Source organism: Brevibacillus sp. NL20B1 (genome assembly GCF_018195675.1).
In the GTDB taxonomy this organism is placed as follows: domain Bacteria; phylum Bacillota; class Bacilli; order Brevibacillales; family Brevibacillaceae; genus Brevibacillus; species Brevibacillus aydinogluensis.
In genome coordinates, this window is the sequence record NZ_JAGTPT010000002.1 from 130688 (window position 1) to 147035 (window position 16348).

Sequence of the window (16348 nt, forward strand, 5' to 3'; positions counted from 1 at the left end):
GCGGATCATATTTTCGGACACTTTTCCAGTGTGCTTGTCAGCAAAGCGTCAGAAGAATTACAATCAAATGGTGAGTTGAGAATAATCTGGAAGGAGTGGGGTCGTGATCCAGTTTTCCAGCCGTCTGCTCACCGCCCTGTCCGCCGCTGACAGACAGATGTTGGTGGAGACGGCCAACCGCGCTTTTCCCCACTGCGACCAAACCGCCTACCTGGCGGAGCGCTTTCCCCTGTATGACGCAGTGCTGATGGCCCATGACGAAACCGGACTGGCCTCTTTTCAATTGATACAGCGGTTTCAGACAGACCACGGCCGGTTTGTCTACCTGGGCCCCTTGTTCTCCCTGCGGAAGGCCTATCTGCCGATGCTGCTTCATTTCTTCCGCAGCGCAATGGACACCTGGCCGGACGAGCCGCTTCACTTCATGGCCGAACTGCAGAATCCCGCCCTGCTGCTCGTCTGCAAAACCCTGTTTCCGCGGTCGTACCCGCTGCTTCACACCCGCGAAATTCCCCCGACCGTTCGGCAAACGGCACAGGCATTCGTCGAACGGATTGGGCATATCGACGGGTTTAGGCCGGACAACCTCACTTCGCGCAGCAGCCATACCCTGTACCGCCCGGCGGTTGGCTGCGATTCAGTGATGAGCTGGCTGCACGCCAGGGGCGTACGGATGGACCAAGGAGACAGCCAGATCCTGCTGCTCATCTGCCCCGCCGATGCTTCATCCCGCTCCCGGCTCATGCAGGAGTTGGAACGCGGCCGGCTGATGCTCGCGCACTGGGAGCGGTTTCGTCCGGTGATGCTACGAAAATTTAAGGAGGGCGCTGCCCGTGACTGACCTGTATTTTGCACAGATTCGCGAAGACAGCATGGTGGAACGAACGCTTGCGGACCGGTACCGTCCGAAAACGGTCGCCGTCATCGGGTCCGGGGGGTGTACGGCGTTTTCCCTGCTGCGCGACGATGTGCAGACGATTTACGCGATCGATTTCAACCCCGCTCAGGCCGCGCTGATTGAATTGAAAAAAGCGGCCATCGGGACCATGAGCCGCGAGGAATACCTGGCGTTCGCGGGAGAGACGGACGGAGCAAGAGAGTCGGACGGATCGGATCGGCAGGAAACGTACCGCCGCCTGGCGCCGCTGCTTCCCGATTACGCCCGCACTTTTTGGGACAGTCATCCGCACCTGCTGGCGCTCGGCGTGAACCAGTGCGGCGCGACGGAGCGTTTCTACCGGTTCATCAGCCAAAATATTCGCTTCAACCTCTACGGCGACGAGGTCTGGCAGGAACTGCTTTCCTGCCGCACCTTGGACGAGCAGGCCGCCTTTCGCGAGCGCTACCTGAACACAGACGCCTGGCACACAGCCGTGCGTCTTTTGCTGAGCAAAACCACCCACCTGCAGTTCTTCCCTGCCCACATGTTTGCCCAGGCCAGGGAACAGGACTTTGGCGCATTTTTTGAGGCGATGTTCAATAGAGAGCTGGAGCGACGGTTGATTGGCCACAACTATTTTTTCACCCAGCTCATGTTTGGAACGTACCTGCTCGACAGACCGGAAGGAGCTCCCCACTACCTGAGCGAGGAAGGCTATGCCTCGGCGAAGCGCAACCTTTACAAACTGCGGGTGCTGCCGCTCTCCCTGCAGCAGGCACTGCCACAAATGCAGGGCATCGACGCCTTTTTCCTCTCCAATGTTTTCGACTGGTCGGACGAAGCACAGCGTGCGGCGATTTGCGCCGCCGTGCTTGAAGCCAAAAGCAGGGAAGCGGTCCTGCTGTACCGCAACATGCTGTCCGCTCCTCCCCTTCCAGAGGCATTTTACGAGCAGCTGGCAGTGGACGAAGCGTGTTCCCGTGAGATGACCGACCTCGATCGGTCGATGATGTACCAGCGCATTACCGTGGGTGTGCTGAAATGAACTACTCGACATCCCCATTGACGAGGGAGCACAACGACGCACTGCTGGCCCTGGCCCATGCAACGGATACGGGCAGCGACCTGTTTGTCGTAGATCGCTCGCCTGATTTTTTCCGGCTGGGCGAAAGCTGGGGGGAATCGCGATACACGGGGCTGTGGCGCGGCAGCCGTCTGATCGGCTGCTTCGGGGTGACGAAGCAGGTCCGCTTTCTGAACGGCCAGGCAGAGCCCGTATTCTACCTGCACGATGTCAGGATTCATCCTGATTTTACCGGCACGCGCGCCTTTCAGCGGCTGGCGGGTCATGCTACGGAGAGTCTGGGCCAAGTGTGCCGCTGGGTGTTTGCCGTCGTCCTGGACAGCAACCGGCACCGCTCGCCGCTGACACGGGCAAACAGCTTGTTCCCGGAAGCGGTCCCCATCGGCCGCATCGTCCACCTTGGCGTGCCGCTGTTCTGGCCGATGGACGGAGACTGGCGTCGTGTAACTCCGATTGACGGCGAGGAAGCGTGGTCCTGTTACGAGCGCTGGTCAGCGGACACTGCGTTTGCGTACGCCGACCGCGACCGTTTTTTGCGCCGGGATGGCTGGTTTTTGGGCCTGCATGATGGCGGCAAACTGCGCGCCGTCTGCAAAGTCATCGACCAATCATCGGAGCGCCGACTGGTCGTCACCCGTATGCTCCCCCTTCCACTGCGCCTGATCCATGGTGCCTGTCGGTGGCGCGGGATCGCAGCCCTGCCTGGTCCCGGAGCGCCGTTTCTGCACGCCTACCTCGCCTATTACGCCAGCGCGGACGGAGAAGACAGGCGACGGACGTTTTTCGCCTATCTGGCCCGCTTTCACCGGCAGGCGTACCCTTATGTCTTTACCGGCGTCTCCCCGCAGCTGGCGGAGAGGTATCGACACCCGTTGTTTATCAAGCTGCGCTCCACCGCCTACGCTTACGGAGATGTCCCGTCCGGCCTGGCGCTGGGCGCCTATGAACTCACCTTGCTGTAGGAGGTATTCTATGACAAATGCATATACGGAAGTAAAGCAGCTGGCCGAGCAGCTCTTTGCCCGGCACCAGGTGGAGCGGCATCCGCTGTTTCTCGCGCTGCACGACCGATCGTTTTCCCCGGCGCAGGCCAAGGAAGCGGCCTTGCAAATCTATCACGTCGTGGAGCATTTCCCCCGTTTTTTGTCCGCCATCCTGACCAATCTGCCTGACTACCGGCTGCGCATGCCGCTGGTGGACAACCTGTATGAAGAGCACGGCCGGATGAATGAAGCACATGTGCACCTGGAGACGTACAAGCGCTTTTTGCGCGGCATCGGCGTGACAGACGCCGAACGGGACGTGAGCCGTCCGATCATTCCCGTACTGGCGTACAACCGCGCCATCACCGATCTTTGCCTGCATTACCCGTTCCCGGAAGGGCTGGCCGCCCTGGGTGTGATCGAAGAGATCGTGGCCCGCGTCTCTCCGCTCGTCGGCGCCTACGCAGCCTCTGCGTACGGCAATGCGGCTGATTTGGCCCATTTTACCGATCACGAAATCCTGGACGTGACGCATGCCAACGAAATCTACGAAGTGGTCGCCCAGGTGTATTCCGGCGACAACAAGCCGCTGGTGGAACGCGGCATGCAGTTGGGCATGTACTACCACACCCGGCTGTATACGGACATTTTGGACCATGTGCAGTCGTTTGCGGCTCACTTGTAACCGGCGGACATCAAATGGTCACATCCTTCCTGACATTTTTTTCGGCATTTATCAACGCAATGTGATATAATCACTGTTGCGTCAAAAATTCGATAAGAATAAAGGAAGGGTGAATTGTACCTTGCAAGTACAAAAGCCGTATCGTGTGCTGCTTTACTACAAGTACGTCCAGCTTGACGACTACGAGGAATACGCGGCGGAACACCTCAAGTTCTGTAAAGAGATTGGGCTGAAAGGACGTATCATCGTCGCACCGGAGGGCCTGAACGGCACGGTGTCCGGCACCATCGAACAGACCGACGCGTACATGGAATTCGTTCGCAAGGATCCGCGTTTTGCGGACATCTGGTTTAAAATAGATGAAGCAGACGGACATGCGTTCAAGAAAATGTTTGTTCGCCCGAAAAAAGAGTTGGTCACCTGGCGTCTGGAAGACGATTTCAGTCCGACCGAGCTGACGGGTAAGTACCTGACGCCGAAAGAATTCTATGAAATGATGCAGCAGGACGATGTGGTCATCATCGACGGCCGCAACGATTACGAGTACGAACTGGGTCACTTCCGCGGCGCCATTAAGCCGGACGTCCGCGCTTCCCGCGAGTTTCCGAAGTGGATCCGCGAGAATCTGAGCCAGTTCAAGGACAAGAAGGTGCTCACCTACTGCACCGGCGGCATCCGCTGCGAAAAGCTGACCGGTATCCTGCTGAAGGAAGGCTTCAAGGATGTGTACCAACTGCACGGCGGCATCGTCACCTACGGCAAAGACCCCGAGGTGAAAGGGCGCCTGTGGGACGGTAAATGCTACGTCTTTGACGAGCGCATTTCCGTGAAGATCAACCACACCGAGGAAGACGTTGTCATCGGCCGCTGCTACTACTGCGGCAAACCGGAAGACCGCTACGTCAACTGCGCCAACCCGTTCTGCAACAAGCAGCACTTCTGCTGCCCGGAATGCGAAGTGAAATACAAGCGTTCCTGCTCCGACGAATGCCGCGAACATCCGCGCAACCGCTACGTGGAAGAGGAAAACGCCAAGCTGCAAGCAGCCGGCTCTCAGGCGTAAACAGGCAAACAAGCTGATCTCGTGAATGAGATCAGCTTGTTTTTTTGCCTATGAGAGCATCTGGCTGCGCAGCCGTTCCTCCCCCATCCTGACAAGTAAAGGTTCGCTATTGTTTAAGGGGCAGCGTAACGGTAAAGGCCGCCCCTTCCCCCGGTTTGCTCGTCACGCTGATGGTACCGTGATGCATGTCGACTATTTTCTTCACGATGGACAGACCGAGCCCGCTGCCGCCGCTGGAGCGATTGCGCGATTTGTCCGCCTTAAAAAAGCGTTCGAACAAATGCGGCAGATCCTCCTCCGCGATGCCGATGCCGGTGTCGGCAACGCACACGATCACATGCTGCCCGTCCTGCTCCAAACGGACGGAGATGCTCCCGCCGTGCGGGGTAAATTTCACGCAGTTGTGCAGCAGATTGACCCACACCTGACTCATCAGTTCTTCATCGGCGACGACGTACACTTCCTCCAGGGACACGTCCATGTCGATCGCTTTGTCCGCCCACTGCGGTTCGCAGGCGAGGATCACTTGCCGCAATTGCCGGTCGAGGCGGTAGCGCTTCGGCTCAAACGGATGATGGTCCGACTCCAGTGACGTGAGCTTCAGCAGGTTGTCGCTCAGCTTCGACAAGCGTTGGCATTCCGTCTCAATGATGCTGAGATAATGCAGGCGCTCCTCCCGGCTGAGCCGCTCGTTTTGCAGCGCCCGGGCAAACCCGCTGATCGAGGTGAGCGGCGACTGGATCTCGTGGGAGACGTTGGAAATGAACTCCTGACGCATTTTCTCCATTTGACTCAGCTCGACGGCCATATGGTTGATGCTCTCGACAAGCTGTCCGAGCGGATGGTGTTCGTCCGCCTTGACCTGCAGGTTGACGTTGAAATCCCCCTTGGCGATTCGACGCAAGGCATCGTACAGTGACTGCCACAACATTCTCTGTTTGGAGCGGATCAAGATGCCGATGGAAGCCATCAAAATGCCCGCCAGCACATAGCCGAGCATCACGGTGATGAGCTGCCTGACGTAATCGGGCATCTGCCTGGTCAGCCCGCCGGCGTACTGCGACATCAGGAAATAGACGGCCGACCAGCAGGCAGTAAAAAATCCCACCACAAACACGATGCCCGCTGCGTGGCGCAGGATTCTTTTTCCTTTCATGAGCGAACCTCCAATCGGTAACCAAGCCCGCGGATGGTGCGGATCCGAAACGAGTGCCGCTCTTCCGGAAAACGCTCGCGCAGGCGCTTGATGTGCACGTCGACAGTCCGCTCATCCCCTTCGTAATCGTATCCCCAGATCTGCTCGATCAACTCCTCGCGGGAAAAGGTCTTTCCTGGGTAACTGGCCAGTTTGAATAACAGTTCAAACTCCTTCAAGGGCAGAGTCAGCTGCTTGTCCCCCACCTGCACTTCGTAGGTCTTGCGGTCAAGCAGCAGTTCGCCGATCTGCACCCGCTGCGACACGGCGATCCGGTATCGTCTCAGCAGCGCTTTTACCCTGGCGACCAGTTCCAGCGGTTCAAATGGCTTGACCAGGTAGTCGTCCGTGCCCAATTGGAAGCCTTTGATTTTCTGCGACGTTTCTCCTTTGGCGGTCAGCATGAGCATCGGGGTGTCGTAAAGTTCCCGCAGTTCACGGCACAGCTGCCACCCGTCCATGTTGGGCATCATGATGTCCAGTATCACCAGATCCGCCCGGGTTGTTTCCAGGAGCGCAAGCGCTTCCCTGCCATCGGCGGCCTCCAGGACGGAAAATCCTTCCTCCCGCAGAAAAACGCCGACCAGCTCCCGAATATGGGGATCGTCATCTACAACCAGTATGGTGGCCATGCTCCTCATCCCTTCCCCGCCTGGATTTGCGCCGCGGTCTGCTGATCGATCCGCAGCTGTTGGCTGGCAAATTCGCGATACATCGCATGAGTGGTGAACAGTTCCTCATGCGTTCCCCGGCCGGTGATCCTGCCTTTTTCCAGAAAGATGATGTGATCCGCGTCCATGACGGTGGACAGGCGGTGGGCAATCACTAGCGTCGTCCGCCCCTTCATCAGATTTTGCAGCGCTTTTTGCACCTCGATCTCCGATTTGCTGTCCAGGCTGGATGTAGCTTCATCCAGCATGAGGATGCGCGGATTGCGCAGCAGCGCCCGGGCGATGGCGATGCGCTGACGCTGGCCGCCGGACAATTTGACACCTCTTTCTCCCACCTGGGTGTCGTACTGGTCCGGCATCTCCTCGATAAAGTGATCAGCGTAAGCCATGCGTGCGGCGCGACGTAGTTCTTCCTCGCTGACCTCCCGTTCCATACCGTAACAGATGTTCTCCCGGATGGTTCCGGCAATGATCGGGCTCTCCTGGGAGACGTATCCGATCTGGCTCCGCCACGAATGGAGAGAAAACGCGTCGATCGGGTCCTGGCCCAGCCTGATCGTCCCCCCCGTCGGCCGGTAGTAACGTTCTATCAGCGAGAACAGCGTCGTTTTCCCGCTGCCGCTGGGCCCCACGATCGCCGTGACGCGCCCCGGCTCAATCGTGAAGCTGACGTCGTCCAGTACCGGTTCGCCCGCCTTGTAGGCAAAGCTCACATGCTCCAGGGTGATCGGCTGATGCGGGTCGGTGACCTCACGTCCGGCCGTCAGGTCTTCTTCTGCCGCTTCCAGCGTGGTAATGATTCGCTCGGTTGCTCCCCTCGTCTTTTGCAGATTGGTTACAAACATGGACAATTGGCTCATCGGGATGACGATTTGAAAGAGATACAGGATAAACGCGACCAGATCGCCTGCCGTGAGCGCTCCGGACGACACCCGCATGCCGCCGTACCCGAGAATGAGCACCAGCAGCGTCATCATGACGAGGGAAATAAACGGGGAGATCAGTGCGTGCACCGTCCCCTCTTTGATGCCGAGGGAAAGCAGATTGGTAATGCCCCGTTTGCCGTTTTGGTACTCGATCGCTTCCGCGTTTGATGCCTTCACCAGTCGAATCTCCGACAACACCTGGTTCAAGGTCGCGGAAAATGCTGCGGTCTCATCCTGCATCCCGCGGGAAATTTTGTGCATCGTCCTTCCCAGCGGCTTCAGGACCAGAATCGTCAGCGGAACGGCAGTCAGCATCAGCAGTGTCATTTTCCAGTCCAGAAAAAGCAGGATCGTTACCGAGCCGACGATGGAGATCGCACCGGTAAAAAAGTTGGTCAAGTGGTCCGTAATCAGTCCCTTGATGACCGCTGTGTCATTCGTCATCCTGCTGATCGTCTCGCCGGTCTGGTGGTCGTCGTAATAGGAAACCGGCAGAACGAGCAGCTTTTTCCACAAGCGGTCCCGCAGACCGGCCACCACGCCCTGACCGATCCGGTTGAGCAGGTAAATCGACAGTCCGCCGGCGAGCGATTGGGCGAGAAAGGCAACCGTCAGCACGGCCACCTGCCCCTTGTCCAGCGACGCCAGCGAAAAGCTGTTGACGAGGTCTTTCGTGAACAGCGGAACGAACAGGCCCACGACGGTGGAAGCTACACTCAGGAACAGCGCGATGGCCAGCGGCAGTGCAGGAGGTTTCGTCTGTCTGATCAGATTGAGAAATGGGCGCCAGCCACCCGATTGTTGCTTCGACATGTTCTCCATCTCCTTTTGTAAAAACGTTTGCCGTGATCCTTACAACGCTTGGGGGACCGCCTGCACGGCCGGGTCCCTCACCAGACCGCCTCGCGGTTTCCTGTCTGTCATACGTGTTCACTCCTTTTCCACTCTTATGGCCGTGAACAGGATACAACACGTATATGAACGGAATGTGAACGACGCGGGCTCAACGCACAAGACTGCATGACCGGATGGCAGGTGTCGCCGCCACAGTCAGCTCTCCGCCAATCAGGCCGAAAACTCCGGTGTTCGTCTAAAAGTACGAACAAACCGGAGTTTTCTTACGCCAGTTTTATCGTTTTTTTCAATGTTCTTCGCCCGGACGATTGCGCTGATTCCAGCACGTTTCTCGCTTCGCGCATCCGCTCGAGCGCGAGCAGCCGGTCTAACGGAATGGGGCGGCGCATGTCCTGGGAACGTCGGGCGCATTCGCCCCCGTTTACAGCGTGGTCTGGGACGTCTCCGCTTTGTTCAGCTGTTCTTTGAACACGTCACCCAGCACCCCGATATCCACTTCCCATTTGTTCTCTTTGTAATACACCGTCGCCTTGGAGTCGCCTTTTTTCCCAATGATCCGGATGCTGGAAGTCTTCACTTCGTAGCTGCCGTCGTCATGAAACGTAATATCCGCGTCCTTCAATTCCGCCTCCAGAATCGGGACGACTGTCTTCTGCACCGCATCCTGCGTGGTCTGCACGGCTGTGCGTCCCATATCGATTACCTGCTCCGGGCTGAAATGAAAGACCAGCACGAGAATGACGCCGATCACTGCCATCACGGCGAACAGCCGAAACAGGCTCCGCATGATCCATTGAAAGGCGGCGACCACCACAATCAAACATATGACGATGGGCCAATAATCTTTGACGAGGTTGAGCAGCGAATCCACATCCATCACTCCTTTTATACCCATTCTGACCCAAACGGGGCCGTACCTAACCATGCCTCAGGTTCCAGTTGCATACTGCCAGAAGCTATTCCTATTATGAATGGTTGTAAATGGTCCGGTCAAATGGCACGGCACGTTCCGTTATGGACGATCGTGTGAAAACTGCTCCTTCCCGGCTGCTGTTTGTGCACAACCCGCCCATCCATGGTATCATGGTGTACTGTACGAACAGCATGATGGACAAGGAGAGTAACATGAACAGATTTCGTGCGTTTTTCAAGAACAAGTTTGTATTGGTTTGCATCGCGCTCGTTGCCTTCATGTATGTAAACAATACATCGCTGCTGGCCGAGAAGCGGACAGGCTCCCCCCTGCTGTTGGCTCATCGGGGATTGGCGCAGACGTTCAGCATGGAAGGCATCACCAATGACACCTGTACAGCCGCGCGCATCTTCAAGCCGGAGCATCCTTACCTGGAGAACACGATTCCGTCCATGGAAGCTGCCGTCAAGGCGGGAGCCGATATCATCGAGTTTGATATCCATCCGACAACGGACGGACAATTCGCCGTCTTCCACGATTGGACGCTGGATTGCAGAACCAATGGAAAAGGAGTTACCCGAGAACACACCCTGGATGAATTGAAAAAGCTGGACATCGGCTACGGCTATACGTATGACAACGGGAAAACGTATCCGTTTCGCGGTAAAGGCGTGGGCATGATGCCTTCACTCGATGAAGTGCTCGCTCATTTTCCCGAGCAGTCCTTTTTGATTCACGTGAAAAGCAACGACCCGGAAGAAGGCAAACAACTGGCCCGGTACTTGTCCGCACTGCCGGAAACGCGCCTGAAAAAGCTAGCGGTATATGGTGGAGATCAGCCGATCGAAGCGCTGCGCGAAGAGCTTCCACAGGTGCGCGTCATGTCCGTCGCGACGATGAAGAGCTGTTTACTCCCGTATATCGCCGTGGGATGGACCGGGTATGTCCCGGAGGCGTGCGCCAATACGCAGCTGCACATTCCGGAAAAGATCGCCCCCTGGCTGTGGGGCTGGCCTGATAAGTTCCTCAATCGGATGGATGCCCGCAACACCCGAACCATTTTGGTAGCGGGCGGCGGAGATTTCTCCGAAGGTTTTGATACGGTGGAAGACCTGACACGTTTGCCTGCCAACTACACCGGCGGCATCTGGACCAACCGCATCGATAAAATCGCACCTGTGTTCAAGACGCAATAGCAACCCTGCCGGAGATTGTTTGCATGAATAAGGGGCTGTCCCGAACCTGTTCGGGAAGCCCCTTTTTTCTTCGTACAAGATGTGACTGTTTGTAAAGCCCCGCTGTCACAGCGCCGCTTGTGACGACTGCCGCTCGTCTCCGGGGTGCTGCCGGATGAGGTACAGGGCGTATTGAATCGGTTTGCGGATCGCTTCTCGGTACACCTGAGGCATACCCAGTTCGCGGAAGATTTCACGCCCTGGCTTGGGATTTACCTCGATCAGCCAGGCACGGCCGTCAACGTCGATGCCGATGTCCAATCCCAGTTCGATCATCCGGCCGAAGTGCTGTTCTATCGTCTCTGCCGTCTGGTAGGCCAACTGCTCGCAATCCGTGATGATCTCCTGCGCCCGCTGTTCGCCAAACCGTGAGCGCAATAACGTCTCGACGGGTACGGCTTTGCCGCCGCCGTGCAAGTTGGCTGTGGCGCTCTTCTCCCCGCCGACGCGCATGCCCGCGCCGGTGATGCTCCAGCGGCCGTTGCCGTCTTTTTGGATCAGCAGGCGCATGTCCACTGACCGTTTCGGCACCAGATCGAGACGAAGCCCTTGCTGAATAATCATCTTCTCGGTTTTCCACCGGTCGATCCAGCGCAGCAGGGCCGGAATGCGTCTGATCAGTGCAGACACTTTCGCCCGATCCTTGTTGCGCGCCAGAAGGCGGTACCCTTCCGCCGTCTTCTCCAGCCGGACAATTCCCCTGCCGCCGGTGCCGTTCAGCGGCTTCAGGTAGAGCAGCCGATGACGCGCCAGCATGCTGCGCAGATGCTTGTGGTTGTACAGCATCGCCTCGGGCAGCCAGCGGTGCATCCGCTCATCCCGCCGCAGGACCTCGTGCACTTTCCACTTGTTGGCCAGCCGGCTGTTGGCGTACCGAAAGCCATTTGTCCGGCGAAACGTGACGTACTGCCGAAACGCCGCCGTCGGCTTGTAGCGGTAGCGGTCGATCACCACGTCGGGACGGGGAAACACGCGGGCCTTCCAGCTTCGCCCATCCGGGACAAAACCGCGCACCTGCCTGCCGGACGGCGACACGTCCTGCGGCGCAAACAAAAAAACCGTACCGCCCAGCGCCCGGCCTGCCCGGATCAGCCGGCGAAAGTAGGCCGGCTCGGCAAATCGTTTTCCCTCCCGCCAGGTCAGGATGCCGATCACGGGTCGTCTCATCACACCACCCTCTTTCGATCCCTTCCCTGGCAGTGTATTCACCTAGCGGCGCATTGGCGCTTGACGCAAGGTCTGTTCCAAACGGAGCAAATCGTCCGGCAGCGGCGATCGCACCTCCATCGGCCGTTCGCCAAACGGGTGGGAAAAGCGCAGGACGGCGGCGTGCAGGGCCTGGCGGCTGATCATGCCGCCCTTTCCGCCGTACAGGGTATCACCAAGCAGGGGATGGCCCAAATGGCTGAGGTGGACGCGAATCTGATGGGTGCGGCCCGTCTCCAGCCGGCACTCCAGCTTGGACGCTTGCGCATACCGCTCCACCACGCGGTAGTGCGTAACCGCCGGATCGCCATTGGATGACACCCGGCGCCGATTGGGATGATGGCGGTCCTTGCCGATCGGTTGGCTGATGGTGCCGCTGTCCTGCTTGACCATTCCGTGCACGAACGCGATGTAGGTGCGCGAAATATTCCGCTCTCGCAACCGTTCGTCCAGGAGGGCCGATGCCAGGGCGTGTTTTGCGTAGAGAACGACCCCGGAGGTGTCCTGGTCCAGCCGGTGGACGTGACGCACCTTGGCTGCCACCCCCGTCCGCGCGAAATGGCCGGCGATCAGATGATCGAGCGTCCTGGTGTGACGCGGCTCCGTGGGATGGAGCAGCAGCCCGGGGGGTTTGTTTGCGACCAGCAAATGGTCGTCTTCGTACAAGATGTCTGCCGGTTCATCAACCGGTGCGAGCCCCAGCGGTTCCGGTCGGCAGAGGCGGAGCCGAATCTCCTGTCCGGCTTTCGCCTCCGCAAGCTGGGCAGCCGGGGTGCCGTCCAGCAAGACCTCCTTGTGCTGAAAGAGCAGATGCACCTGCTTGCGCGGCAGTCTCCACTGCTCCCGGAGCAGCGCCCCTACGGACGCGGCGTCCTCCACGAGATGGCCGACCAGCCACTCCCCGTCTTTTTTCATGTGTATCATGCCGTCGCAACTCCTGGTTGGTATTCCATCCGGTTAGGCCTGCTTCAAGCCCTCGTACACTTCTACTGCGCGGTTCAGGAAGTGTTCGATTTCCTCCCGGCTTTTGCCCAGCTTGCTGACAAAGCGGACCAATTCCTTGCCGTTGGCAAAGGCGATAAAGCTGGGGATGCCGAAGACGTCCAGCTTTTGCGACAGTTCCGGCAGGGTGTCGCGGTTGACAGCGACCATGTCCAACTTGTCCTTGTAGGCTTCCTCAACTTCCGGCATGAACGGATCGATCCGGTGGCAGTCCGGGCACCAGTCCGTGTAAAACTTGACGACCACGGGTTTTTCCGAGGCGATGGCTTGTTCAAATTCTGCTTCGGTCTTGATTTCCTTCATTTCCAATCATCCTTTCTCGGATTTCGTGTGGATTTAGTGTATCACAGCCGCAGATGTTTGTCCCCGAAGGGTTGCACTTGGCTACATCGCGCTCCCCTGCTCCACCAGGGAACGGACAAACAACTCTGCCGGACGGGAGAGCGGCCGGTCTTTGCGGTAAGCGACGACCAGCGTGCGATACGGCCGTCCGGTCAGGCTCACGTAGACGGGCGGTGCCGTCGTGCCCGGTGCCAGGGAAATCATCTTGGGGGCAAACGAAAAGCCCATCCCCGCCGCCACCAGCGACTGCACCGTCTGGATGTTGCTGCTCTCAAAGACGATTCGCGGACGGAATCCGGCCTGTTCGCACAGGCGCAGCGAGATCGTGCGGAAGCCCTGCCCTTCTTTTAGCAGGATAAACGGCTGTCCGGCCAATTCGGCCAGATCTATTTCCTGCCGCTCCGCCAGCGGGTGCTGCGGCGGAACCGCCAGGTAAATCTCCTCGTGAATGGCGGGGATTACCTCCAGTGAGGGATCGGCGATCGGCATCGTCAACAGGCTGACGTCGATTTTTCCCCGGACCAGAAGCTGCTCCAGGTTGCTGGACGTCTCTTCTATTAGTTGCAGTTCGACGCCCGGAAACTGCCTGGTAAAGGCGGGGATGACCCGGGGCAGGACGTACGCGCCCGTAATCGGCAGACTGCCCACCAGAAGTTTACCGCTCTCGCCGACCGCGTAAGCGCGCATCTCCCGCTCCAGGGCTTCCGCCATATCAATCAGCGACTGGGCCACCTGAACGAAGCGCTGCCCCGCGTCTGTCAGCTCCACGTGCTGCGGCAGTCGATGAAACAGGGTTACCCCGAGCAGTTTTTCCAATTTGGCAATCTGCTGGCTGAGCGACGGCTGGGCCAGATGGAGCCGGCTCGCCGCCCGGGAAAAGCTGCGCTCTTCCGCCACTGCCAGCACATAACGAATCTGTCGTAATTCCATGAAGACCTCCCGATAGGCAAAAGCTATCCATCTCATAATAATTATATCTTTGAACTATTCCTAATGCCATGATACAACCGTGATAAGAGTTTTGCACGAAGGAGGACGACACATGAAACCCCGCACGATGTTTGAAAAGATCTGGGATGCCCACGTGATTCACGAAGAGCCTGGCAAACCCAGCCTGCTGTACATCGACCTGCACCTGGTCCACGAGGTCACCTCGCCCCAGGCGTTTGAAGGACTCCGCCTGGCCGGGCGCCGCGTCCGCCGTCCCGACCTGACGTTTGCGACGATGGACCACAACGTGCCGACGGCTGATCGATTCAATGTCAAAGACCCGATTTCCCGTCAGCAAATGGAGACACTGACGAAGAACTGCGAGGAATTCGGCATTACGCTGGCCGACCTGAACAGCCCCGATCAAGGGATTGTGCACGTAATCGGACCGGAGCTGGGATTGACTCTCCCCGGCAAAACGATCGTCTGCGGTGACAGCCACACCTCCACGCACGGCGCATTTGGCGCTCTCGCCTTCGGGATCGGCACGAGCGAAGTGGAGCACGTGCTGGCTACCCAATGCCTCCAGCAAGCCAAACCGAAGACGCTGGAAGTGCACGTGAAAGGCGAGCTGGGCTTTGGCGTCACTGCCAAAGACTTAATTTTGGCGATCATTGCAAAATTCGGGACAGACTTTGCTACCGGTTACGTGATTGAGTACACCGGTGAGGCTATCCGCAAACTGACGATGGAAGAACGCATGACTGTCTGCAACATGTCGATCGAGGCGGGAGCGCGGGCCGGCCTGATCGCACCGGACGAGACCACGTTCGCCTACCTCAAGGGCAGACGCTACGCGCCGCAAGGGGAAGATTTCCTGCGTGCCGTCGAGCGCTGGAAACAGCTCCGCACCGACCCGGGCGCCACGTACGATCACCGCGTGGAAATTGACGCCAGCGAAATTGCGCCGCAAGTCACCTGGGGAACCAGCCCGGGCATGGGCACCGACATTACCGGCACCGTTCCTGATCCCGATTCGTTCCCGACGGAAGCGCAGCGCAAAGCGGCCAAGGACGCCCTCGCCTACATGGGTCTCACACCGGGCACCCCGATGACCGCGATCAAGATTGACCGCGTCTTTATCGGCTCCTGTACCAACGGCCGGATTGAAGACCTGCGCCGTGCTGCCGAAGTGGCAAAGGGACGCCGCGTCGCCCCGCACGTGCACGCAATGGTGGTTCCCGGTTCGCAAGCTGTAAAGCAGCAGGCGGAACGTGAAGGCCTGCACCTGATCTTCCAGGAGGCCGGCTTCGAATGGCGCGACTCCGGCTGCTCCATGTGTCTGGCGATGAACCCGGACGTGCTTCAGGAAGGCGAACGCTGCGCCTCCACTTCCAATCGCAACTTTGAAGGACGCCAGGGACGCGGCGGACGCACCCATCTGGTCAGCCCGGATATGGCGGCAGCCGCAGCCATCGCCGGCCACTTCGTGGACGTGCGCGAATGGAAACGTGAAGGCGTGAACAAGGAGGTCCTGCAATAATGAAACCGTTTGTCGTACACACCGGGATTGCAGCGCCGTTGGACCGCGTCAACGTGGACACCGACGCCATCATTCCCAAGCAGTTTCTCAAACGCATCGAGCGCACCGGATTCGGCCAGTTTCTCTTTTACGAATGGCGTTTCAACGCTGACGGCAGCCCGATCGAATCGTTCGTGCTGAACCAGCCCAAATACGCCGGTGCCACCGTCCTCTTGGCCCGCAACAACTTCGGCTGCGGCTCTTCCCGCGAGCACGCTCCTTGGGCGCTGCTGGACTACGGCTTCCGCGCCATCATCGCGCCGTCGTTTGCCGACATTTTTTACAACAACTGCTTTAAAAACGGCATCCTGCCGATCAAGCTGAGCGAAGACCAGGTGCAGGAGTTGTTCAGCCGTGCCACAACCCGCGACAACTACCAGCTGACGATCGATCTTAAGGAGCAGTTGATTACGGACGGCGCCGGCCTCTCCTATTCGTTCGAGGTGGACGAGTATCGCCGGTACTGCCTGCTCAACGGGTTGGACGACATCGGCATCACCCTGCAATACGAAGATAAAATCGCCGCCTACGAGGCGAAGCGGGAAACGTTTGCGTAAATCCACGCAAACCGGCGAAGGCATGGAGCACTCCGTGCCTTCGCTTTTTCATGTGACCATACCTCCAGCTTTTCCCACCCATCATAGTGCACAGCGGCCGGAAAGTAAAGATGGCCCTTATCGAGCTGTTCCCAAGAGCTGCCCAACGCTGACAACGTCCGCTTCAAACTCGTATCGACAAACCAACGCCGGGGCATGCCCCGGCGTTAATCACTGTTCGCTTTCCACGCTGCTCGTGA

17 protein-coding genes are annotated in these 16348 nt (G+C 58.4%); 8 read left to right on the forward strand and 9 right to left on the reverse strand.

Going from position 1 to position 16348, the window contains the following annotated elements; all coding sequences use genetic code 11:
* The first annotated feature begins 103 nt into the window (after positions 1-103).
* From KDN35_RS02350 to trhO, 5 genes are all read left to right on the forward strand, one after another.
* Positions 104-841, forward strand: coding sequence for a hypothetical protein (locus tag KDN35_RS02350; RefSeq protein WP_212131989.1), 738 nt, complete (start codon positions 104-106; stop codon positions 839-841).
* On the forward strand, positions 834-1925 hold the full coding sequence (locus tag KDN35_RS02355; protein WP_171564904.1) for a DUF3419 family protein: 1092 nt from the start codon (positions 834-836) through the stop codon (positions 1923-1925). Before KDN35_RS02350 ends, KDN35_RS02355 begins: the two co-directional genes overlap by 8 nt.
* Complete coding sequence (locus KDN35_RS02360) at positions 1922-2926, forward strand: hypothetical protein (RefSeq protein ID WP_171564905.1); 1005 nt, start codon at positions 1922-1924, stop codon at positions 2924-2926. Before KDN35_RS02355 ends, KDN35_RS02360 begins: the two co-directional genes overlap by 4 nt.
* Before the next feature lie 10 nt (positions 2927-2936).
* Positions 2937-3632 (forward strand): iron-containing redox enzyme family protein, encoded by a 696-nt coding sequence (locus KDN35_RS02365; protein WP_171564906.1) that lies wholly within the window; start codon positions 2937-2939, stop codon positions 3630-3632.
* Between the two features lie 121 nt (positions 3633-3753).
* Positions 3754-4695: an oxygen-dependent tRNA uridine(34) hydroxylase TrhO gene (trhO, locus tag KDN35_RS02370; RefSeq protein WP_171564907.1), complete on the forward strand. Its 942-nt coding sequence runs from the start codon at positions 3754-3756 to the stop codon at positions 4693-4695.
* Positions 4696-4801: 106 nt separating this feature from the next.
* On the opposite strand, the gene KDN35_RS02375 is transcribed toward trhO, so the two are convergent.
* The 5 genes from KDN35_RS02375 to KDN35_RS02390 form a co-directional block, all read right to left on the reverse strand.
* Positions 4802-5851: a sensor histidine kinase gene (locus KDN35_RS02375; RefSeq protein WP_171564908.1), complete on the reverse strand. Its 1050-nt coding sequence runs from the start codon at positions 5849-5851 to the stop codon at positions 4802-4804.
* Complete coding sequence (locus KDN35_RS02380) at positions 5848-6522, reverse strand: response regulator transcription factor (protein WP_212131990.1); 675 nt, start codon at positions 6520-6522, stop codon at positions 5848-5850. The genes KDN35_RS02375 and KDN35_RS02380 overlap by 4 nt, the downstream gene beginning before the upstream one ends.
* Positions 6523-6527: 5 nt before the next feature.
* A complete protein-coding gene (locus KDN35_RS02385) occupies positions 6528-8309 on the reverse strand; it encodes an ABC transporter ATP-binding protein (RefSeq protein ID WP_212131991.1) in 1782 nt (593 codons plus the stop codon).
* A 296-nt stretch (positions 8310-8605) separates the two neighbouring features.
* On the reverse strand, positions 8606-8731 hold the full coding sequence (locus KDN35_RS20055) for a hypothetical protein (protein WP_283092121.1): 126 nt from the start codon (positions 8729-8731) through the stop codon (positions 8606-8608).
* 32 nt (positions 8732-8763) lie between these two features.
* Positions 8764-9213 (reverse strand): hypothetical protein, encoded by a 450-nt coding sequence (locus tag KDN35_RS02390; RefSeq protein WP_171564911.1) that lies wholly within the window; start codon positions 9211-9213, stop codon positions 8764-8766.
* Between the two features lie 254 nt (positions 9214-9467).
* Between KDN35_RS02390 and KDN35_RS02395 the strand changes: the two genes are divergently transcribed.
* The gene (locus KDN35_RS02395) at positions 9468-10451 is read left to right on the forward strand and encodes a glycerophosphodiester phosphodiesterase family protein (RefSeq protein WP_171564912.1); all 984 of its coding nucleotides are present in this window, start codon (positions 9468-9470) and stop codon (positions 10449-10451) included.
* A 105-nt stretch (positions 10452-10556) separates the two neighbouring features.
* On the opposite strand, the gene KDN35_RS02400 is transcribed toward KDN35_RS02395, so the two are convergent.
* From KDN35_RS02400 to KDN35_RS02415, 4 genes are all read right to left on the reverse strand, one after another.
* Entirely contained in the window at positions 10557-11657 is a 1101-nt protein-coding gene (locus KDN35_RS02400; protein ID WP_171564913.1) for a YheC/YheD family endospore coat-associated protein, read from the reverse strand.
* A 42-nt stretch (positions 11658-11699) separates the two neighbouring features.
* A complete protein-coding gene (locus KDN35_RS02405; protein WP_212131992.1) occupies positions 11700-12620 on the reverse strand; it encodes an RluA family pseudouridine synthase in 921 nt (306 codons plus the stop codon).
* Positions 12621-12653: 33 nt separating this feature from the next.
* On the reverse strand, positions 12654-13001 hold the full coding sequence (locus tag KDN35_RS02410; RefSeq protein WP_171564915.1) for a thioredoxin family protein: 348 nt from the start codon (positions 12999-13001) through the stop codon (positions 12654-12656).
* Between the two features lie 81 nt (positions 13002-13082).
* On the reverse strand, positions 13083-13970 hold the full coding sequence (locus tag KDN35_RS02415) for a LysR family transcriptional regulator (RefSeq protein ID WP_171564916.1): 888 nt from the start codon (positions 13968-13970) through the stop codon (positions 13083-13085).
* Positions 13971-14082: 112 nt separating this feature from the next.
* On the opposite strand from KDN35_RS02415, the gene leuC reads away from it, so the two are divergent.
* Both leuC and leuD read left to right on the forward strand, forming a co-directional pair.
* Positions 14083-15513, forward strand: coding sequence for a 3-isopropylmalate dehydratase large subunit (gene leuC / locus KDN35_RS02420; RefSeq protein WP_171564917.1), 1431 nt, complete (start codon positions 14083-14085; stop codon positions 15511-15513).
* The gene (leuD, locus tag KDN35_RS02425) at positions 15513-16109 is read left to right on the forward strand and encodes a 3-isopropylmalate dehydratase small subunit (RefSeq protein ID WP_171564918.1); all 597 of its coding nucleotides are present in this window, start codon (positions 15513-15515) and stop codon (positions 16107-16109) included. Before leuC ends, leuD begins: the two co-directional genes overlap by 1 nt.
* Positions 16110-16348 lie beyond the last annotated feature (239 nt).

Excerpts from the sequence above, each read along its gene's own strand:
- KDN35_RS02415 (WP_171564916.1), bottom strand. The coding sequence starts at position 13,970 with ATGGAATTACGACAGATTCGTTATGTGCTGGCAGTGGCGGAAGAGCGC.
- KDN35_RS02360 (WP_171564905.1), top strand. The coding sequence starts at position 1,922 with ATGAACTACTCGACATCCCCATTGACGAGGGAGCACAACGACGCACTG.
- KDN35_RS02380 (WP_212131990.1), bottom strand. The coding sequence starts at position 6,522 with ATGGCCACCATACTGGTTGTAGATGACGATCCCCATATTCGGGAGCTG.
- KDN35_RS02400 (WP_171564913.1), bottom strand. The coding sequence starts at position 11,657 with ATGAGACGACCCGTGATCGGCATCCTGACCTGGCGGGAGGGAAAACGA.
- leuD (WP_171564918.1), top strand. The coding sequence starts at position 15,513 with ATGAAACCGTTTGTCGTACACACCGGGATTGCAGCGCCGTTGGACCGC.
- KDN35_RS02395 (WP_171564912.1), top strand. The coding sequence starts at position 9,468 with ATGAACAGATTTCGTGCGTTTTTCAAGAACAAGTTTGTATTGGTTTGC.
- KDN35_RS02365 (WP_171564906.1), top strand. The coding sequence starts at position 2,937 with ATGACAAATGCATATACGGAAGTAAAGCAGCTGGCCGAGCAGCTCTTT.
- KDN35_RS02385 (WP_212131991.1), bottom strand. The coding sequence starts at position 8,309 with ATGGAGAACATGTCGAAGCAACAATCGGGTGGCTGGCGCCCATTTCTC.
- KDN35_RS02410 (WP_171564915.1), bottom strand. The coding sequence starts at position 13,001 with ATGAAGGAAATCAAGACCGAAGCAGAATTTGAACAAGCCATCGCCTCG.
- leuC (WP_171564917.1), top strand. The coding sequence starts at position 14,083 with ATGAAACCCCGCACGATGTTTGAAAAGATCTGGGATGCCCACGTGATT.
- KDN35_RS20055 (WP_283092121.1), bottom strand. The coding sequence starts at position 8,731 with ATGCGCCGCCCCATTCCGTTAGACCGGCTGCTCGCGCTCGAGCGGATG.
- KDN35_RS02405 (WP_212131992.1), bottom strand. The coding sequence starts at position 12,620 with ATGATACACATGAAAAAAGACGGGGAGTGGCTGGTCGGCCATCTCGTG.
- KDN35_RS02375 (WP_171564908.1), bottom strand. The coding sequence starts at position 5,851 with ATGAAAGGAAAAAGAATCCTGCGCCACGCAGCGGGCATCGTGTTTGTG.